Source organism: Pseudoduganella sp. jia 9 (genome assembly GCF_055502615.1).
In genome coordinates, this window is sequence record NZ_JBUPWE010000004.1 from 121,028 (window position 1) to 136,773 (window position 15,746).

At 59.0% G+C, this 15,746-nt stretch carries 13 protein-coding genes; 3 read left to right on the plus strand and 10 right to left on the minus strand.

Annotation, left to right across the window (positions count from 1 at the left end):
* Window positions 1–8: 8 nt before the first annotated feature.
* Window positions 9–218: a hypervirulence associated TUDOR domain-containing protein gene (locus tag ACY34H_RS05450; RefSeq protein ID WP_464976474.1), complete on the minus strand. Its 210-nt coding sequence runs from the start codon at window positions 216–218 to the stop codon at window positions 9–11.
* A 139-nt stretch (window positions 219–357) separates the two neighbouring features.
* On the opposite strand from ACY34H_RS05450, the gene uvsE reads away from it, so the two are divergent.
* Window positions 358–1,245: a UV DNA damage repair endonuclease UvsE gene (gene uvsE, locus ACY34H_RS05455; RefSeq protein ID WP_464976475.1), complete on the plus strand. Its 888-nt coding sequence runs from the start codon at window positions 358–360 to the stop codon at window positions 1,243–1,245.
* A gap of 15 nt (window positions 1,246–1,260) precedes the next feature.
* On the opposite strand, the gene ACY34H_RS05460 is transcribed toward uvsE, so the two are convergent.
* The 3 genes from ACY34H_RS05460 to pepN all read right to left on the minus strand — a co-directional run bounded on the left by ACY34H_RS05460 (window position 1,261) and on the right by pepN (window position 5,914).
* Entirely contained in the window at window positions 1,261–1,581 is a 321-nt protein-coding gene (locus tag ACY34H_RS05460) for a hypothetical protein (protein ID WP_464976476.1), read from the minus strand.
* Between the two features lie 109 nt (window positions 1,582–1,690).
* Window positions 1,691–2,953: a hypothetical protein gene (locus ACY34H_RS05465; protein ID WP_464976477.1), complete on the minus strand. Its 1,263-nt coding sequence runs from the start codon at window positions 2,951–2,953 to the stop codon at window positions 1,691–1,693.
* Between the two features lie 300 nt (window positions 2,954–3,253).
* Window positions 3,254–5,914 carry an aminopeptidase N gene (gene pepN / locus ACY34H_RS05470; RefSeq protein ID WP_464976478.1) on the minus strand — a complete coding sequence of 887 codons (2,661 nt, stop codon included), beginning with the start codon at window positions 5,912–5,914 and terminating at the stop codon, window positions 3,254–3,256.
* A gap of 97 nt (window positions 5,915–6,011) precedes the next feature.
* Between pepN and ACY34H_RS05475 the strand changes: the two genes are divergently transcribed.
* Window positions 6,012–6,464 carry a GNAT family N-acetyltransferase gene (locus ACY34H_RS05475; RefSeq protein ID WP_464976479.1) on the plus strand — a complete coding sequence of 151 codons (453 nt, stop codon included), beginning with the start codon at window positions 6,012–6,014 and terminating at the stop codon, window positions 6,462–6,464.
* A gap of 68 nt (window positions 6,465–6,532) precedes the next feature.
* Window positions 6,533–6,862 carry a nucleotide pyrophosphohydrolase gene (locus tag ACY34H_RS05480; RefSeq protein WP_464976480.1) on the plus strand — a complete coding sequence of 110 codons (330 nt, stop codon included), beginning with the start codon at window positions 6,533–6,535 and terminating at the stop codon, window positions 6,860–6,862.
* 59 nt (window positions 6,863–6,921) lie between these two features.
* Here the strand turns inward: ACY34H_RS05480 and ACY34H_RS05485 are convergent, their stop codons facing one another.
* From ACY34H_RS05485 to tssF, 6 genes are read right to left on the minus strand one after another with little or no spacing between them, the layout of a single operon-like run.
* Window positions 6,922–7,089 carry a PAAR domain-containing protein gene (locus tag ACY34H_RS05485; protein WP_464976481.1) on the minus strand — a complete coding sequence of 56 codons (168 nt, stop codon included), beginning with the start codon at window positions 7,087–7,089 and terminating at the stop codon, window positions 6,922–6,924.
* 19 nt (window positions 7,090–7,108) lie between these two features.
* Window positions 7,109–8,104: a tetratricopeptide repeat protein gene (locus ACY34H_RS05490; RefSeq protein ID WP_464976482.1), complete on the minus strand. Its 996-nt coding sequence runs from the start codon at window positions 8,102–8,104 to the stop codon at window positions 7,109–7,111.
* A gap of 30 nt (window positions 8,105–8,134) precedes the next feature.
* Window positions 8,135–10,117 (minus strand): phospholipase D-like domain-containing protein, encoded by a 1,983-nt coding sequence (locus tag ACY34H_RS05495; protein ID WP_464976483.1) that lies wholly within the window; start codon window positions 10,115–10,117, stop codon window positions 8,135–8,137.
* 28 nt (window positions 10,118–10,145) lie between these two features.
* On the minus strand, window positions 10,146–12,875 hold the full coding sequence (locus ACY34H_RS05500) for a type VI secretion system Vgr family protein (RefSeq protein ID WP_464976484.1): 2,730 nt from the start codon (window positions 12,873–12,875) through the stop codon (window positions 10,146–10,148).
* Window positions 12,866–13,882, minus strand: a complete 1,017-nt coding sequence (tssG, locus tag ACY34H_RS05505) for a type VI secretion system baseplate subunit TssG (RefSeq protein WP_464976485.1) — start codon at window positions 13,880–13,882, stop codon at window positions 12,866–12,868. The genes ACY34H_RS05500 and tssG overlap by 10 nt, the downstream gene beginning before the upstream one ends.
* Window positions 13,846–15,648 (minus strand): type VI secretion system baseplate subunit TssF, encoded by a 1,803-nt coding sequence (gene tssF / locus ACY34H_RS05510; protein WP_464976486.1) that lies wholly within the window; start codon window positions 15,646–15,648, stop codon window positions 13,846–13,848. The genes tssG and tssF overlap by 37 nt, the downstream gene beginning before the upstream one ends.
* Window positions 15,649–15,746: the final 98 nt, after the last annotated feature.

Sequence of the window (15,746 nt, forward strand, 5' to 3'; positions counted from 1 at the left end):
TGTTATTCTCAGGCTTTTTTCAGTGCACTGCCTTTATGTGCCGCTTCGGCGCCCGTTTTATCGCTGACGACGAGATATTCCGGGTTTTCCTTCGACGCCGCGACGTGGTGGCCCTTGATGTCGGTGGGGGATGTGAGTTTTTTCTTGACCGTGCCATGCACGGTACCCTGCGATGATTCCCACTGCACCTTGTCGCCCGCCTTGAAGTCGTCCGCCATGATGAAATCCTCCGCTTGAACAGGACAGGCATTTGACCATGGATTGTCACGCATTTCTCGCACGTTACATGCTGTGTGGCGCCGCGCGCCGCATGGGCCGGGCTAGAATCCGGAACTTCCATCCCACTCGCGTTCCGGCATGCCTCCACACCTCGGCCTCGTCTGCATCACCGTGTCATCCGCCGTGCGGTACCGCACGGTCACGCGCAAGCGGCTGCTGGAGCATTCGCCCGAAGGCCAGCGCAAGCTGCTCGACGAGCTGTACCGCAGCAATATCCAGGTCCTGGACAATGCGCTGCGCTACTGCGAGGCGGAAGGCATCCGGCTGTACCGCATGCCTTCATCCATTTTTCCGTTCTCGGACGAGGATATCGGGCGCGAAGTGCTGGCGCCGTTCGCGGCAACGCTGGCGCGCACCGGAGCGCGGGCCCTGGAACGGGGCATCCGCCTGGTGATGCACCCGGACCAGTTCGTGGTGCTGAGCTCCGACTCGGCCGGCGTGGTCGAGAACAGCGTGAAGATCCTGCAGATGCATGCGGACATCATGGATTTGCTGGCGCAACCGCGCACGCCATGGGCACTGCTGGAAATCCATGGCGGCAAGGCCAACCGCGACGATGCGCTGGTGGCCAACATCGCCCGCCTGCCGGACGCGATCCGCTGCCGGCTGGGGCTGGAAAACGACGAGTACGCCTACAGTGCCAGCGAGATCCACGCCATCTGCCTGCGCAGCGGCGTGCCGATGGTGTTCGATGCCCACCACCACATCGTGCATGAAAAACTCGACAGCTACGACGACCCGAGCGTGGGCGAGATGCTGGACAAGGCACGCGCCACCTGGGCCGTGCCCGAGCACCAGCTGGTGCATATCTCCAACGGCCGCACCGCGTTCAACGACCGGCAGCATTCGGACCTGATCACGACGATGCCGTCATCGTATGCCCGCGCGCCATGGATCGAGATCGAGGCCAAGGCGAAGGAAGAGGCGATCGGCGGGCTGGCGGGATGGCGCGCCGCGGCTGGGTGAACGCCGGGTAGCGCCTTATTTCACGGGCTTTGCCGGCCCCTTTGCCGCGGGCCTTGCTGCCGGCTTGGCTGCGGATTGGGTTGCGGGCCTGGCTGCAGGCTTGGCTGCGGGCTTGGCTGCGGGCTTGGCTGCCGCCTTGACGCTGGCGGCTTCGAACAGCGTCTTCGCATCCTTGTGCGCCTGGTCGACATTGCGCAGCTTGGCGCTCTTGTCGTGCGGCACGAAGAACTCCTTGTCTTGCGCAGCCATGACGATCTTGACGGCTTCGTTCTCGGGAATGTCGTATTTCTCGAAGATCAGCGTGGTGACTTCGTCCAGGTATTCTTCGTAGGTCATGTGGGGCTCCGGTGAAGCCGGCATTGTAGCGCGCCCCGAAAACCGGTGACAGGCACCTAATCTTTTGAAATGTTTCAAAGGAACTGGAGCCTGTCACCGGTTTTGCCTTTCAGAAGTAGATCATCTCGCCTTCACGCCGTGCCTGGGCCTTCGAGTAGCTGACCCGGTGCGCCACCTTGCCGTCCGGCGTGAGCAGCGTGATTTCGCCGCCCTTGTTCGACAGTTGCATCGAACCTTTCGGCAGGCTGACCGTGACGGCGCCGTGGGCGGGGATCGTGCCGGATGCGTCCGGCACGGCCAGGTGGTTCCGGTTCACGTCGCGCAGCACGAAGCCAGCCAGCGAGACGGCTTGCGCGCCGCCATTGGCCAGCATGACGCGCTCGCCACCGGTGTCATCCCCAGCCGGATTGACCAGCGCAGCAAGGATGCGCAGCCTGCCGGGTTCAACCGGGTCCGGCAGCGGGCCGTCCGGCGGCGTGACGTCCCCGGCCGGGCCCAGGTAGATCGGATAGAACGTGCGGATGTGCTGGTTGTTCTCGCTGCGGAACACCTTCAGTTCATAGCGCGCGCCGTTGATCACGGCCTCCTTCGGCGCGCGGGCGCCGAGGTGGGCGCGCACGGTACCCAGCGCCATCAGCCCTTCCACGCTGCAGCCGACGAAGAAGCCGCCGGTCGGCTTCGTCAGCGGGCGCAGCACCTGGGCATCGTAGTCGGGCGCCATCCATTTGTACGAGATCGTGACGGACTCCGGGAACTGCTCCTGGCCATCCTTGTACTGGCCGCGCAGGTAGACGATGCGGTCGTCGTCCAACCCGGGAAATGCGGCGCGGATGCCTTCGCGCTGCGCCATGCCATCGTCCAGGTAGTACTTGTACCAGAAGTGGTAGCCCTGCACTTTCGGCCCCTGCTGCTCGCCCACGAACACGTGTTCGAAGCCGGACAGCGCCGGGTCGCCGCCGGCGCCGAACGTGCGGAACCACATCTCCAGCAGGGTGGCATACCAGCGCGCGCTGCTGACCGAGGTGCCGGTGGCTTCTTCCACGTACTGGCGGGCCACCAGCATCGGCGAGCTGTCGACGACGGCGTCCAGCAGGTCGTGGATCTCTTCCCTTTCCTCGGGCGTTTCGGCCTCGCCATGCTGCTCGTCCAGCGCGTAGTTGTCGAACAGCGCGTGGGCCAGGTCATACGTGGTGCGCTTGTGCGGCGGCAGCGCGAGATCGAACAGGATGTTCGGGTCGCGCAGCGTTTCGGTCTTCGTCAGAACGCGGATGAATCCGTGTTCTTTCTGCCCTGCGTCATTGGACGTGGCAAGCAGCGGCTTGATGCCGCTGCCGGCCTGGTCCGCATCCCAGATTGCCTGGTAGATGTTCATGGCCTTCCCCTTTCAGATGATCCCTTCCGCTGCCAGTGCGGCGATTTCTTGGTGTAACCCGGCCGTTGTGGAAGGGAATGAACAGGCGGGTGGAAGTGGTGGCGAATGCCGGCAACCAGCGAGTCACTGCTGCGCTCGCCATTCGTTCGAATGGTGACAGCGGAAAATGACAGGCGTATGTGAAAGTAAGTCCGAAGATAAGAAAAATACGCTGCCCGGCGAGTGCCGTCAAACATGCAATTCACTACCGATCAATAAAAACGCCGGCTTGCGCCGGCGTTTCTGCGGGGACCGGATGACTCAGCCCAGCGGCACCGTCATCGCCTTGCGGATCGCCACGCAGCGCGCATCCTCCTGCTGCGTTTCCAGCAGCGCGCGGCGGGTGCCGGCCGTCAGCTCTTTCTGCTGGGCGGCGGCATCCGCCAGCCGCTGCACACTTTGCGGCGTGCAGGTGGCCGGGATCATCGACTCGGCAAAGCTGCGCATGAAGACCGGGCCGGCGGTCTTGTCCAGTTCGGGCAGTTGCGACAGCCGCTGCGCGGCGCTTTGCTCGTTGAGCGAGGCTTGCGCGGACGGATACAGGTTCGCCATCGCCGTGCGGATGCGCGAGAACGGCAGCTTGGTCTGCAAGTCGCCGATCTTTGCCAGCCAGTCCGCTTTCACGGACGGGTCGGGCCGCACCACCTGCGCCGCCAGCGCGGCGGCCTGGCCGGAATCGGACTTGTCGCGCGCGGCTTCGGCGGCCAGCAGCTTGTCCGCACCCGGATAGTCCTGCTCGGAGAGCTGCTTGACGATCGCCCAGCGCACGTCCTGGTTGACGGTGACGCCTTTCGGCACGCCACGGCCCTGCAGCAGGCCGGCAAGGCGGTCCAGTGCCGGCTTGCTGCCGGCGAAGTCCACGTAGGTGGCAAGCCAGCGGCGGCGGAAGTTCTCGTCCTTCGCCGCCGTGATGCCCTGCCATGCCATGTTCTCCAGCGCCTGCACGGTCTTGCCGGTGTACGCGGCGTCCGGCGCCATCTTCTGCAGGTAGCCGAGGCCCGAGCGCACGTTATCGAGCACGTTGCCGAGCAGCGCGTAGTCGGTCTCGCGCGGCGCGTTGTTCAGGGCCGTCTGCATGAATTCATTCAGCGGCAGCTCGCCGTCGCGCACGCCATCCCACATGCTTTGCCAGAGCATGGCGCGCAGCAGCGGCTCGTCCACCTTGCTGACATGCGAACGCGCGGTTCCGAACGAGCGCGTGTCCAGCTTGACCTTGGCGTAGCCCCAGTCTTCGTAGTTCGGGTAGACCAGGTCGGGACACGCCGCGCCCTGCAGTTCCGGCACCGGGGTGCTGCCGCCCTTGTAGGTCACGGCAAGCTTGCGGTCCAGGTTCAGCGCCTTGCCCTGGTTGCGGAACAGCGCCACCTGCACGCGCTGCTCGCGCAGCACCGGGTACTCCGCTGGCGCGGTTTGCGCCAGGCTGAAGGCATCGATCTTGCCGCCCTTGCAGGTGTAATTGGCGGTGACGGTGTTCACGCCCGGCTGGTACAGCCAGTCCTGCGTCCACTGCGACAGGTCGCGGCCGGCGGCTTCGCCCAGGCTGCCGATGAAGTCGTCGAGCTTCGCGTTCCGGTACTGATACTTGACGAGGTAGTTATGCACGCCGCGCCGGAAGGTTTCCTCGCCCAGCAGGTGGCGCAACTGCTTCAGCGTGGACGCGCCCTTCGAGTACGTGATCGCGTCGATATTGTCGAACGCGTTCGCGCTGGTGGCCACCGGCACTTCGATCGGATGCGTGCCGAGCGACTGATCCTGCCGGTAGGCGGCGGTCTTGCCGCGCGCGTAAAAGTACTGCCAGGCGTTCTTGAATTCGGTGGATTCGGCGGTGCCCAGCGTGCCCATGAACGATGCGAAGCTTTCGTTCAGCCACAGGCCGTTCCACCATTTCATGGTGACGAGATCGCCGAACCACTGGTGCGCCATCTCGTGCATGATGACGGAGGCCAGCGAGTAGCGCTGGTCGGTGGTCATCTTGTCCTTGTGCAGGAAGCCCTTTTCGGCGAACGTGATGGCGCCGGCGTTTTCCATCGCACCGTACAGGAAGTCCGGCACCAGCAGCTGGTCATACTTTTCGAACTGGTACGGGATGCCGAAATATTCGTCGAAGAACGCCAGGCCCTGCTTCGTGAACGTGAACCAGTCCTTCGGATCGACCTGCGCCGCCACGGACTGGCGCGCAAACAGGCGCATCGGGTATTTGGCGCTGTTGTCTTCCCAGATTTTATAAGGGCCGGCATGCAGCGAGAAATTATAGGGCGACAGCTTCTTCGAGACGGGGAACGTCCAGCGCTTGCCGCCGGCCGCATCCTCCACCTTCGATTCGCGCATGGTGGACACCACCACCCAATCGGCCGGTGCGGTGACGTTGACCTGGTAGGTGGCCTTCAGGTCCGGCTGGTCGAACAGCGCGAACATCTGTTGCGCGGCGGCGGGCTCGAAATGCGAGTAGGTGTAGACGCGACCATCGACCGGATCGACCATGCGGTGCAGGCCTTCGCCATTGGTGCTGTGCAGGCGCTCGAAGCTGACCACGACGGTGTTGCGGCCCTGTTTCAGGTCGGCGGCGGCGAGCGTGAGGAACCAGTTGTTGTACTGCGGCGTGACCGACTTGCCGTTGACGGTCAGCGATTTGACGGTGGCCTTGTTCAAGTCGATCGTCAGCGGCGAAGAGGCATCGGCGAGATCGAAATTCAGCGTGGTCGTGTTGGCGAAGGTTTCCTTGCCCGTCAGCGTGAAGTCGAGCTGGTAAGCGACATTCGACACGCGCGCGGACCGTGCTTCGGCATCGGCTTGCGACAGCCATTCCTTTTCGGCGCGGGGCGCGCTGGCGGCCAGCACGGCGGGCGTTGCCAGCAGCAGCGAGGAACCGAGAATGGTCGAGCCAAAAGTCAGGGCGACGGCTTTCGTTAAAAGCGGTTTCATCGTTATCCTTGTGAGATGTGGTGCCCCCAGTCGACCACCGAGCGGGCGGCGCGGAATGATAACATTCCCGAATCCCCCAAATATCCCCGAATTGTCCATGCAAGTCACCTTTGAAACCCCGGACCAGCCGGACGTGCACGCGCTGATCGCCGAACTGGATGCCTACCTGTATTCGCTGTACCCGCCCGAGAATGTCTATGCGCTGGACATCGCTTCGCTATTGGAACCGAACGTGGTGTTTGCCGTGGCGCGCGATCTTTCCGGTACCGCGCTGGGCTGCGCGGCTGTCGTCGTGATGCCGGAATATGGGGAGATCAAACGGATGTATGTGCGGCCAGCGGCGCGTGGGCAGGGGTTGGCGCGCAAGCTGATTGCCACGCTCGAGGAGGCAGCTGCCGCGCGCGGGTGCTCGGTGTTCATGCTGGAGACAGGGCCGACGATGCCGGAAGCCTTGGCGCTGTATGAGCGTATGGGCTATAAGTACCGCGGGGCTTTTGGGGAGTATCCGGAGGATCCCTTGTCCGTGTTCATGCAAAAGGTCGTAGTGTGAGCGTTTCGTCTGTTCCTCCTGGGCCGGCTTCCGCTGCGCCTTCTCCTTCCGTCGACACCCTAATCGAATTGCGCGAGCTGACCCGCGCGTTCGCGGCGGAGCGGGATTGGCAGCAGTTTCACACGCCGAAGAATCTGGCCATGGCTTTGTCGGTAGAAGTTGCCGAACTTGCGGAGCATTTCCAGTGGCTGCGCACTGGTTCGCCGGAGGAGCTGGATGAGCGCAAGCGCGAAGGGATTCGGCATGAGCTGGCCGATGTGCTGCTGTATCTGGTGCAGTTGGCCGATGCGACTGGGGTGGATTTGCGGGCGGCGGCGCTGGAGAAGTTACGGCTGAATGGGGAAAAGTATCCGGCTGCTGTCGTGAAGGGCGATGCGCGGAAGTATGACGAGTATTGAGCTTTGCAGTTTTTAGCCGGTCCGCTTGAGCGCATCGGACCGGCTGCTTTTCGTACAGGTCATTTCAGTGATGTGATCAGTTTGGCGCCGCAATCGGTCATGTCTCCATCGTATGCGCAGGGTTTGCCCTTGTGCTTTGCGCCCTTGCCGTCGGGTTGGATGGCAAACGCACCTTTGCACTGCGGACAGAACGTCATGTCGCCCTTCAATGCGGCAGGCTTTCCCATCGCGATGCATCCGATGTCGTCAATACGATATAGGACCACTCGGCTCTGGATCCATAGCATTTTCAATCCCACCCCAATCTGGCAATTCTGATGGAGGAAGTGGCAGAACGTTATCCAAACGCCCAAACCTTAAATCAGGATTTACCTCCAACAATTCCGATAAAACTCTGTATCGATTTGCTCGTGCGTCGTCTGCATGGATTCCAATTTCCATGAGCAAATCTCTCTCCTCCTTAGTCTTCCGATGCCAGCTTTCTAGCTTAAATAGAATCACGAGTGCAAAGGCGCATTGACGGCTGCCGAACTTTGTACCCTGCTGGTAGAATTCGATGGCTTCGCTGAAATTCTTGTGGATATTGGCGTATGTTCCCAAACGATAAGCAGCAGGGCCGTGCTGTTGTTGGTAAGCGCAGATCAGCATTTTTTTCTCATCATCCCAACGCTTTCGTTCTTTATACGCTTCAGCAAGTGCCATCTGTGCATCAGGATGACCGAGCTCTGCTGCTTTTAAATAATAAACCCATGCCAGTCCTTTATCATGCGAAACACCACCGTAACCATATTCATGAGCCACGCCGAGGTCATAATACCCCCATGGCTGGCCGGCCTCGACCGCCATCTTTACAAGTTCGATAGACTTTTCTGGCTGCGAGTCAAGTATATGGTTGGCATCAAGAGGGCCAAGTCCCTCTCTATAGAATTTCGCTAACAATGCACGAGCGCCCCAATCGCCGCGCTTTGCGGCAAGGTCTACGTCTCGAAATATGCTATGCAACTCATCCTTTGTGAACTGCCACTCAATCTTGCTACGCCATAGTTTTCGCGCTTGATAATATAGTTTATATGTATCTTGATCCCGAATCTTTGGCATATGATTCCTCCATTGCGCACACTTCGGCGGAGAATCGTCAATATTGAATTCTTTCATTTTCAAAGGGTTTTGTTCCATTTCGAAATATTCCCTATAATTTATAAATATATATACAAAAGCAGATAGTACTACGAACACAAGCATGAAGTTTCGGAATCGTAGGATATTCATAGATTACATAACCGGAGCAGAAGGCTTTCTATTAACATGAAATGCCACCAGTTGACAAGTCAGCGGCAAGCCGTCTCGCATGGCTGCCAAATTGTTTTCCGCTATATCTTGCCATTCCTGCAGGCTTCCCGACATATCGGCAAACGCGGCCGGTCCCTCATTGTTTGTGCATTGCAGAAATAGCTTCCTCCGCAAATCTAACGCTACATCCATTGCTTGGCTCAGAATATTAAGCTCACTATCGAGTGCCATACTACGGACATTAAGATTAGCCGAGCCGATGGTAAATGCAACGTCATCGACTATCGCAACTTTCGCGTGGATATAGACTTCTTCATAGTCATCTGGAGATCTGGGCTTCGGTGCACAAGTCCACATTGACCCCATTACAACATTTATGCCGAACCTGCTTAATTCCGCTGGACCAAGAGGTAGCGGAGCTTTGCCTTGCTTGGCCAGCTTTTTCGCCTCTTCGTGTTCATAAACCATTGTTCCACTCTGCCCGATTTCCTTTGCAACCGCGTAAGTTGGAATATCCATGCCGTCTGACTCCGGCGTAGATGTCAAAATGAATACATTGATAGGCTTAACATATCCAGCTTCCCTTAGCCTCGCAGCACACTCTTTGAGGTAGGCAGTCCATTCTTCATATTGAATATATTGGTTTTGTAGAAAGAAATAATTCTCAACCTGCCGCGTAAGGTTCGCATAGCACTCTTTTATTCCCTTTTCCTTGTGCATTGGCTGAGTGCGCAACAGTTGCGCGCTATGCTTTCCCCATTCGATTGAGAAAGCTGAAGCGTCCAATCGCGCTCGCCGCTTAATAAAGCCTGGATCCGGATCCGGATAGACATGTCGTTCCAATTTCGTACCATGCCGCCTTGAGTCCGGAAGGGATTTCACTAGAGTACGGACGAGCGGTGGAAGTGCATTTTCAACGATTGCAACAGCATGCCGAATCCGGGATTTGATGAACTCTGATTCACTCCACCCCTCACAAAAATTGAAATTCAAGTCATAAAGGATAGGTCCTCGCACTCTTACTGATACATCTTGGTAAGGTTTGGCGGTTAACGCATTCACTTCCATAAATTCGCTCAACCTCTGCTGCTGCCGAGATGAGTACGGCTTTTCACCCATAAAGACCCCGCCATGGAGGTAATAGCCTACCTCATCAATCCAGGATGCCATATCCTTCGTCATTTCCTTTGGATTCCTTTTGTAGAAGGTCTCGCGCCGCGGATCGCGAAACACGTGTGCAGCAGTATCCCAAAAGTCAGTTATGGAATTATGACCCATAACATACCCAACGGCGCGTGATGGCAATTCGTAATCGATCAGCATCATTTTTTGATGATGCGTAGGATAAAGCGAGCCAAGCCACCCACTTATGCCAATATCATAATTTTCTGTTGAAAGGGCTTCCTTTCTGTGCTCAAGGGCCACTTCCCTAACATGGAAACGGATATTTGGATACTCTCCCTGCAAAATCTCACTGAACCATTTGGTATTATATTTCTCATGCTCGTCACTCAGATATCCCGCACATACGCCTATAGTGGGGAATCGACCACCATAATAGCTTGGAATATTCTTCATTTTTAAATGCGCAAAAACATCGTCATGCCAAACCAGAATACGAACCAATACTGGATCCTTTTCTCGCGTAGCGATCCTTTTCAGGATCTCACCATATCGCATTCCATTCCCGGATGAGCCATTTCGGGTTAACACCATTCCCGGATCGAATCCCCAAGTTATAATATCCACAGTTCTTCGCGCATTTTCCACATCCTTTTCGATTCGTCCAAAAACATCTTCGCCGCAGTTCAGGACTTCAAGTTCGCACTTGTTCCGTGGTATAAATACCTTGTGCTTTAAGCTTTTTACCCACCAATGCTTCCACAAACACTCATAAGGTCCAGAAGAATGTCGATATTGCCTTTTTGCCACATAAAGCGACGCATTCTCATGCATACCATTCATATTATTCCTCGCTATTTAGTGCGCGTAGCTACTTCGCCCCATGCATTCCACCAAAACTTTCAAAAAGTGATCCGCCAGAAGAAGATATAGACTCTTTATCCAACAGCTCAGAAAAGGAAATTACATGTTTTTGGCCATGAGGTAACTCCAGAGTATATTCTGCACCTGCATCTACTTCATGATCGAATTTTATGTTTCCAAGGTTATCGATTTTTCCCTCCTGGGCTAAGTCTCCGTTTTTATAAAGGCGAAAAGGCACGCCTGCAGACGCCGCCCCTGCTGCAGAGTAATGACTACCAAGATTGAGTATTCCTTTTCCTTTCATCATCTCCTGCGGAGGCATTGAGGTTGCTATGTCTGCGTTTTTTGGCCCCAGAAATTTGTGCGCAGCCCCATGGAATACGATATTCCCATTCGTCCCTTGTTCTATTCCTCTCCCAGACAGCATGAAATAGCTCCCGCCACTATTCAGCAGGATTTCCTCCTTCGCCGTGATCATGATCCGCTCTGCATTCAGCGTGATATTCAGCTTTGCCAGCAAATTGATACTGTTCGTCAGTGCCTGCACATCCACATCGCCAGACGCGGCAATCAGCTTCATCCCAACCTTGTGCACGAACATCCGCACTCCTTGGCGGATGCTGGCGAACAGTCCGCCTTGCGTTGCGACCGAAAGGTTCGCTCCTGCCGTCACTGCTACGTGCTCGCCACCCGCTATGTGCACCGACTGGGTGGCAGTGGCTGCGATTCCTGCGGCACTGGACAACACGACGTGTGGTGCGGCTAACTCGGAAAGTTCGCCGCCGCGGCCTTTAATACTCGCGTTCAGGTTCGACAATGCCTTTACAGTGCTGGCTTGGACTCCAGGGTCTCTTGCGTCATGCTGATGGGCCAGTTCCGCCATCGAGTCGTGCTGTCCGTGGGCCTGTGACAATCGCATCGCGGTCGCCGCAATAGCCTTCATGCCGCCTGTCCCACCCGGTTGCGCTTCGGTCGTTAGCAACAACCCCTGCCCAGCACGCGCAACACCGTGGCCGTCCGTACGCAGCTCAAAACCGTCGCCGCGCTTTTCCGCATGTCCGGGATTTCCGTCAATCCGATGAATCCTCCCCAGCGACAGCTGACTATTCAAATGATCGCTACGCAATTGCGCCTGTATCTCGCCCTTCGTGTCATCGAGCACCAGCTGATTTGCACGAGATCCCGCGATCTCCTTCGACCGCAGGCCGGACAGCGCACGCTGGCCCGGCAATTCCCAAGGTGCCTTCTGCCGCTCGTTGTAGACAACGCCGGTGATGATCGGCCGATCCGGGTTCTCGCCCAGGAACTGCACCACGACCTCCTGCCCCACCCGCGGCACGCCGATCTGTCCAAACTGCCCGCCCGCCATCGGCATCGCCACGCGCACCCATGCCGAACTGTTGTCATCGTTCTTGCCTTCGCGATCCCAATGGAACTGGACCTTTACGCGGCCGTAGCCATCGGTATAAATCTCTTCTCCCGGCGGGCCGGTAACGATGGCCGTCTGCACACCCGGCGCCGGTGGCGGGCTGCTGTTGTAGTGAAGACCTGGCCGCCACCGGATCGTCCGGCGCAGGCAGGTAAACTCATTGCGGTAGTACGATGGCTCGCGCTTGGCGGAGTGGATGTTGTTGCCGGCCCAGTGGCGGACCACGGTGATCAGGTAGTCACGCTTGCCGATGGGATCGTGCAGTGCCACATTCCGCACCGGCCAGATCATTTTGCCACTGTGGTGATCCGCCAGCGCGAAGCTGCGGCCCGGCATTGCGGCGCGGTCGTTCCCGACGGCTTCAAAATATTGCGTGCTTTTGTCCGCCTCCTCCATCCGCCGCCGCGCCAGTGCCTCGCCCTCGCGGCCTTCCGGATAGCCGTATTCGCCAAGGTTTTCATACAGCTCGTACGGCGGCACCTCATCGCCCTGATGATTTTCGGACTCACGGCCGGACACGAACGGTGCCGGCCTTTTGTAGTCGAAGCTGGCGAGCGCAGTCGCGCCCGATCCCATGCGGCGCACGGCCTGCCACTGGCTGATGCCATCATGTTCAAGCGATCCGGCATCGGCGCGGTATGGCATCGTGCCTGGCGCGACCTCGCGCGTGCCGCAGGCATCGATAGGATCGGCCAGTGTGCTGTCGTCCGACAGCCATAGCGTGTGGCCATCCGGGCGGTGCTCATACCAGTAATAGAAGCCGGCGGCTTCCCAGCGCCGGTGCAGGTGATTGTCGTCGGTTTCGTTGTACTGGGCCTGGTACGAGATGGTCGGCGCCGCAGTATTCATGCTGACTTTCCAGTCGCGCTGCTGGTAGTGAGAGAAGATTTTCTCCGTCATCTCCAGCACGGTGCTGCCCTTGAATGCCTTGCAGTTCTTGCGCAGCTTTGTGAATGCCAGCCACGGTTCGAGTACCGCGTTGTAGTACACGAAGCCGCCGTCGGTCTTCATCAGGCGGAATTCGGTGACGTAGCCATTGAAGTGGCGCTCGGTACCGTTGTCGCGCACCAGCGACACCGTCATCATCTTGCCGATCATCTCCTTCAACGGGATCGAGGCATCGTCGGACAGCAGTTCGACATCGAAGCGGAACCCGCGCGACAGTTCCTCCTGCGCCTGCAGCGTGTTGACGACCAGCGTCGCATTGGGCCCATCGTTACGTGGAAAGTGCGACCGCAGCAGGCGGCCCCTCTGCTCCAGCACGCGGACGATGGCGGGGCGCGGAAGACCGGCATCATTCAGTGACATGAAATGACTCCTCTCGGTTCGAGTTGCAGCAGGTAGCGGATTTCAGGGCGCGTTTCGGGTTCACCGAGCAGGAAGGTGTCTTCGCCGAGCCGGCACATCTCTTCCGGGTCGTCCGAGAGCGTCCACGGACGGATGCAATCAGGCCCCGGCAGCAGGCAGACTTCGAATTCGAGCACCACCTCGGGGGTGGCGAGGATGAGCAGGTCGTGCAGCAACCTGGCGCCCGGGCCTTCCGGCAACATGCGATAGAAATCCGGCCGGGAAAGCGGACCGATGACGATGCGCAGGCGCCGTTTCACGTCCCATATTTCCGTTCCCAGCACGACATCCCCGAGCTGGCAGCGCTCATCGCCCAGGATGAACTGCTGCTCGGGAGGAATGACCGCCCAGAAACCCGCAAGCGAGTCGACGACTACCGGGAGATCCAGTTCGCAGGCGATAATTTGTTGAAGCGCGGCGGCGGAGACCGGGCGGGCGCGCAGCAATCCGGCATACCACGGGGTGACCTCGCTTTTCACATCCCACTTTCCGGCAAGGTTTCTCAGCATGCGGCCCGACGCGTCGCGGCCCTCGGCCACTGGCGCCAGTTCGAGCCGGGGCTTTGCCCACGCCTGCCATAACTGCGCGACCATGCGGGTCGAGTACATGTCGAGGTAGGCACGTGGCGCCGGATTGCCTTCCGCGGCTGCATGGGCACAGCGGTCCGTGTCATGCAAGGGCAAGGTGCCCGCCGTTCCCAGCAGGCCGAAACAGGTCGGCGTGAGCACGACCCGCAGTTGGTCATCGCGTTCCACCTCGCGCAACGCCTCCACTTCGGCGGCAGGAAATCCCAGTGCAAGGCTATTCTCGAAGCGCACCGCCTGTGTGAGCGCTTCATCGTGAGGCACATTGCGCGAACCGAGCCAGCGGATCAGCAGCGTGACCGCCGGCATGAACTCGAATCGCCACGGTTCCTTGAAAAGGCGGCCGATCAGGCCGGGCTTGCGTATCCGCTGCGCCGTTTGCATCGCAGGATCTCCCGTTTGTCGCGCTGCGACAGCAGCACCAGTTCGATAAAGCTGTTGACCTGAACGTACAGCGCCAGGAACTGGTCCATGACCTGGGCGAACAGGTGAATGCCGCTGCCCCTGAAGGCTTCTTCCTCCACGGTGATATGGACTTCGATGCCGTAGACCGGCGATGAACCATAGTCATGAGGCATCCAGGCCATCTTCTGCTTGTGATCGAGGCCGACGATGCCGGCAATCAATCGCTCGGCCACCAAGGATTGCGGCAGGTTATGCAGCTTGAGCAGATCGGTGAATGCCTTCAGGCCATCCGGTATCAGGGCGTGGTGATTCAACGAAAGGCAGCCGATCAAGTCCCACTGCGCCTCCCCCGTGGGAAAGCGGCAAGCCGGAGTGGGAGCGGTCACGAAGCCGATCTGTCCTCCATCCGGCGTGTCGGACATCGACAGGTCTCCACTTGCCATGCCACATGCCAGCTGGAGCGGCAGGTCGCGGTTCGTGCACGTGATATCGACGCTGACAGTGTTGCGTTCTTCGAACGCCACGTCCGCATCGATCAGGGACAGGCGTTTTTCATAACCCGGGCTGATCTCGGCCAGGATGTCGTCGTGGCGCATTACCCAGTGATGTCCCTTGGCGACCGTGCCATTGCGGCGCGCATGCATGCGCGTGAATTCGACGATACCTTCCCCTCCCTTCATCTGCTTGCAGACGCGGTCGACGGTATAGACCTCGTACCCTTCCGGGCGGGTGGCATCCGGCACCAGCGGATAGTCGGCCTTGGTGCCTGTGACGGCGATTGGCCTGGCATGATGCGCGAACAGATTAATCACCGGAACGCAGCCGAGCCTGAAGTTCGAAGGCAGCAATGTGCGCAGGATTCGCGCGGAACCACCATCGGGCCGGAGCCGCGACAGCGCCAGGTGCAGCGTCACGCTGCGTGCACCGTCCGGCAGCAAGGGCCGCAGCGCGGCCAGGTCGACATCGACGAAACGGAATTTATCGGGGAAACAGAAGTACTCGAGCAGCACGCGCCACGCCGGGTGCGAGCGCTTGCCGAACGGGATCAGCGGCTCTTCTTCGCGGAAACCCGCAGGGCTTATCGGCACGCTCGCCAGCGGCTGCCAGCGGCCATCCGCCGACTCGACGAACGCGCCGCTGACATGAATGAACAGTGCATCACGCAAGGCCGCATACAGCGACGGATCGCCATCGATGAAGACGCTGAGCTTATCGAGCGGCAGCTCGCGCAACGGCATCGTTTCGGATATCGATGCGATCGTCATCGACAAGGCGGCTGTCGCATCCGTTGCCAGACTGGTCCCGGCGGGGGCCTTGATGAATGGATCGAACGACACAGCCTCGATGGCAACCGGCGCAAGCGAAAGGTCCGCCGCGGTACGAAAGCGGCATTGCACGCCAGCCACCAGCTGCTTTGCTTTCAATTCCGTACCACGCGGGATCACGCGTGGTGCGCTCGCTGCAGTCGCCTCGAAAGCCGCGATCGTACAGGACGGGAACGGCCTCAGGGAGTGCGGATACAACGCTTCGAGCAGTCCCTCGGTAAATTGCGTATAGCCGTCCTCGAACCGCTTGTCGATGCGCGCCGCCAGCAGGGCCGTGCCCTCCAGCACACGTTCGCCTTGCGGATCTCCACCGTCCATGCGAAGGGCACTAGCGACACGGGGGAAGCGGGCCGAGAATTCCTTGCCATAACGCCTCAGGAACACGAGATTGCGTTCGTAATGAATGAGCAGGTCTTTCATGAAATGCGTCCTGGATCGATGGGAAGCCCATTATTCTTTGGCCCGCCGCCAGTCGAGTTGCGCACAATCAATGAAATTCCACATGGAAACATTCATGC

Bases quoted from the DNA above. Each gene is read 5' to 3' on its own strand.
- tssF (WP_464976486.1), bottom strand. From the start codon at position 15,648: ATGAAAGACCTGCTCATTCATTACGAACGCAATCTCGTGTTCCTGAGG.
- ACY34H_RS05500 (WP_464976484.1), bottom strand. From the start codon at position 12,875: ATGTCACTGAATGATGCCGGTCTTCCGCGCCCCGCCATCGTCCGCGTG.
- ACY34H_RS05495 (WP_464976483.1), bottom strand. From the start codon at position 10,117: ATGAATGGTATGCATGAGAATGCGTCGCTTTATGTGGCAAAAAGGCAA.
- ACY34H_RS05465 (WP_464976477.1), bottom strand. From the start codon at position 2,953: ATGAACATCTACCAGGCAATCTGGGATGCGGACCAGGCCGGCAGCGGC.
- ACY34H_RS05490 (WP_464976482.1), bottom strand. From the start codon at position 8,104: ATGCTTGTGTTCGTAGTACTATCTGCTTTTGTATATATATTTATAAAT.
- ACY34H_RS05450 (WP_464976474.1), bottom strand. From the start codon at position 218: ATGGCGGACGACTTCAAGGCGGGCGACAAGGTGCAGTGGGAATCATCG.
- ACY34H_RS05475 (WP_464976479.1), top strand. From the start codon at position 6,012: ATGCAAGTCACCTTTGAAACCCCGGACCAGCCGGACGTGCACGCGCTG.
- tssG (WP_464976485.1), bottom strand. From the start codon at position 13,882: ATGCAAACGGCGCAGCGGATACGCAAGCCCGGCCTGATCGGCCGCCTT.
- ACY34H_RS05460 (WP_464976476.1), bottom strand. From the start codon at position 1,581: ATGACCTACGAAGAATACCTGGACGAAGTCACCACGCTGATCTTCGAG.
- pepN (WP_464976478.1), bottom strand. From the start codon at position 5,914: ATGAAACCGCTTTTAACGAAAGCCGTCGCCCTGACTTTTGGCTCGACC.
- uvsE (WP_464976475.1), top strand. From the start codon at position 358: ATGCCTCCACACCTCGGCCTCGTCTGCATCACCGTGTCATCCGCCGTG.
- ACY34H_RS05485 (WP_464976481.1), bottom strand. From the start codon at position 7,089: ATGGGAAAGCCTGCCGCATTGAAGGGCGACATGACGTTCTGTCCGCAG.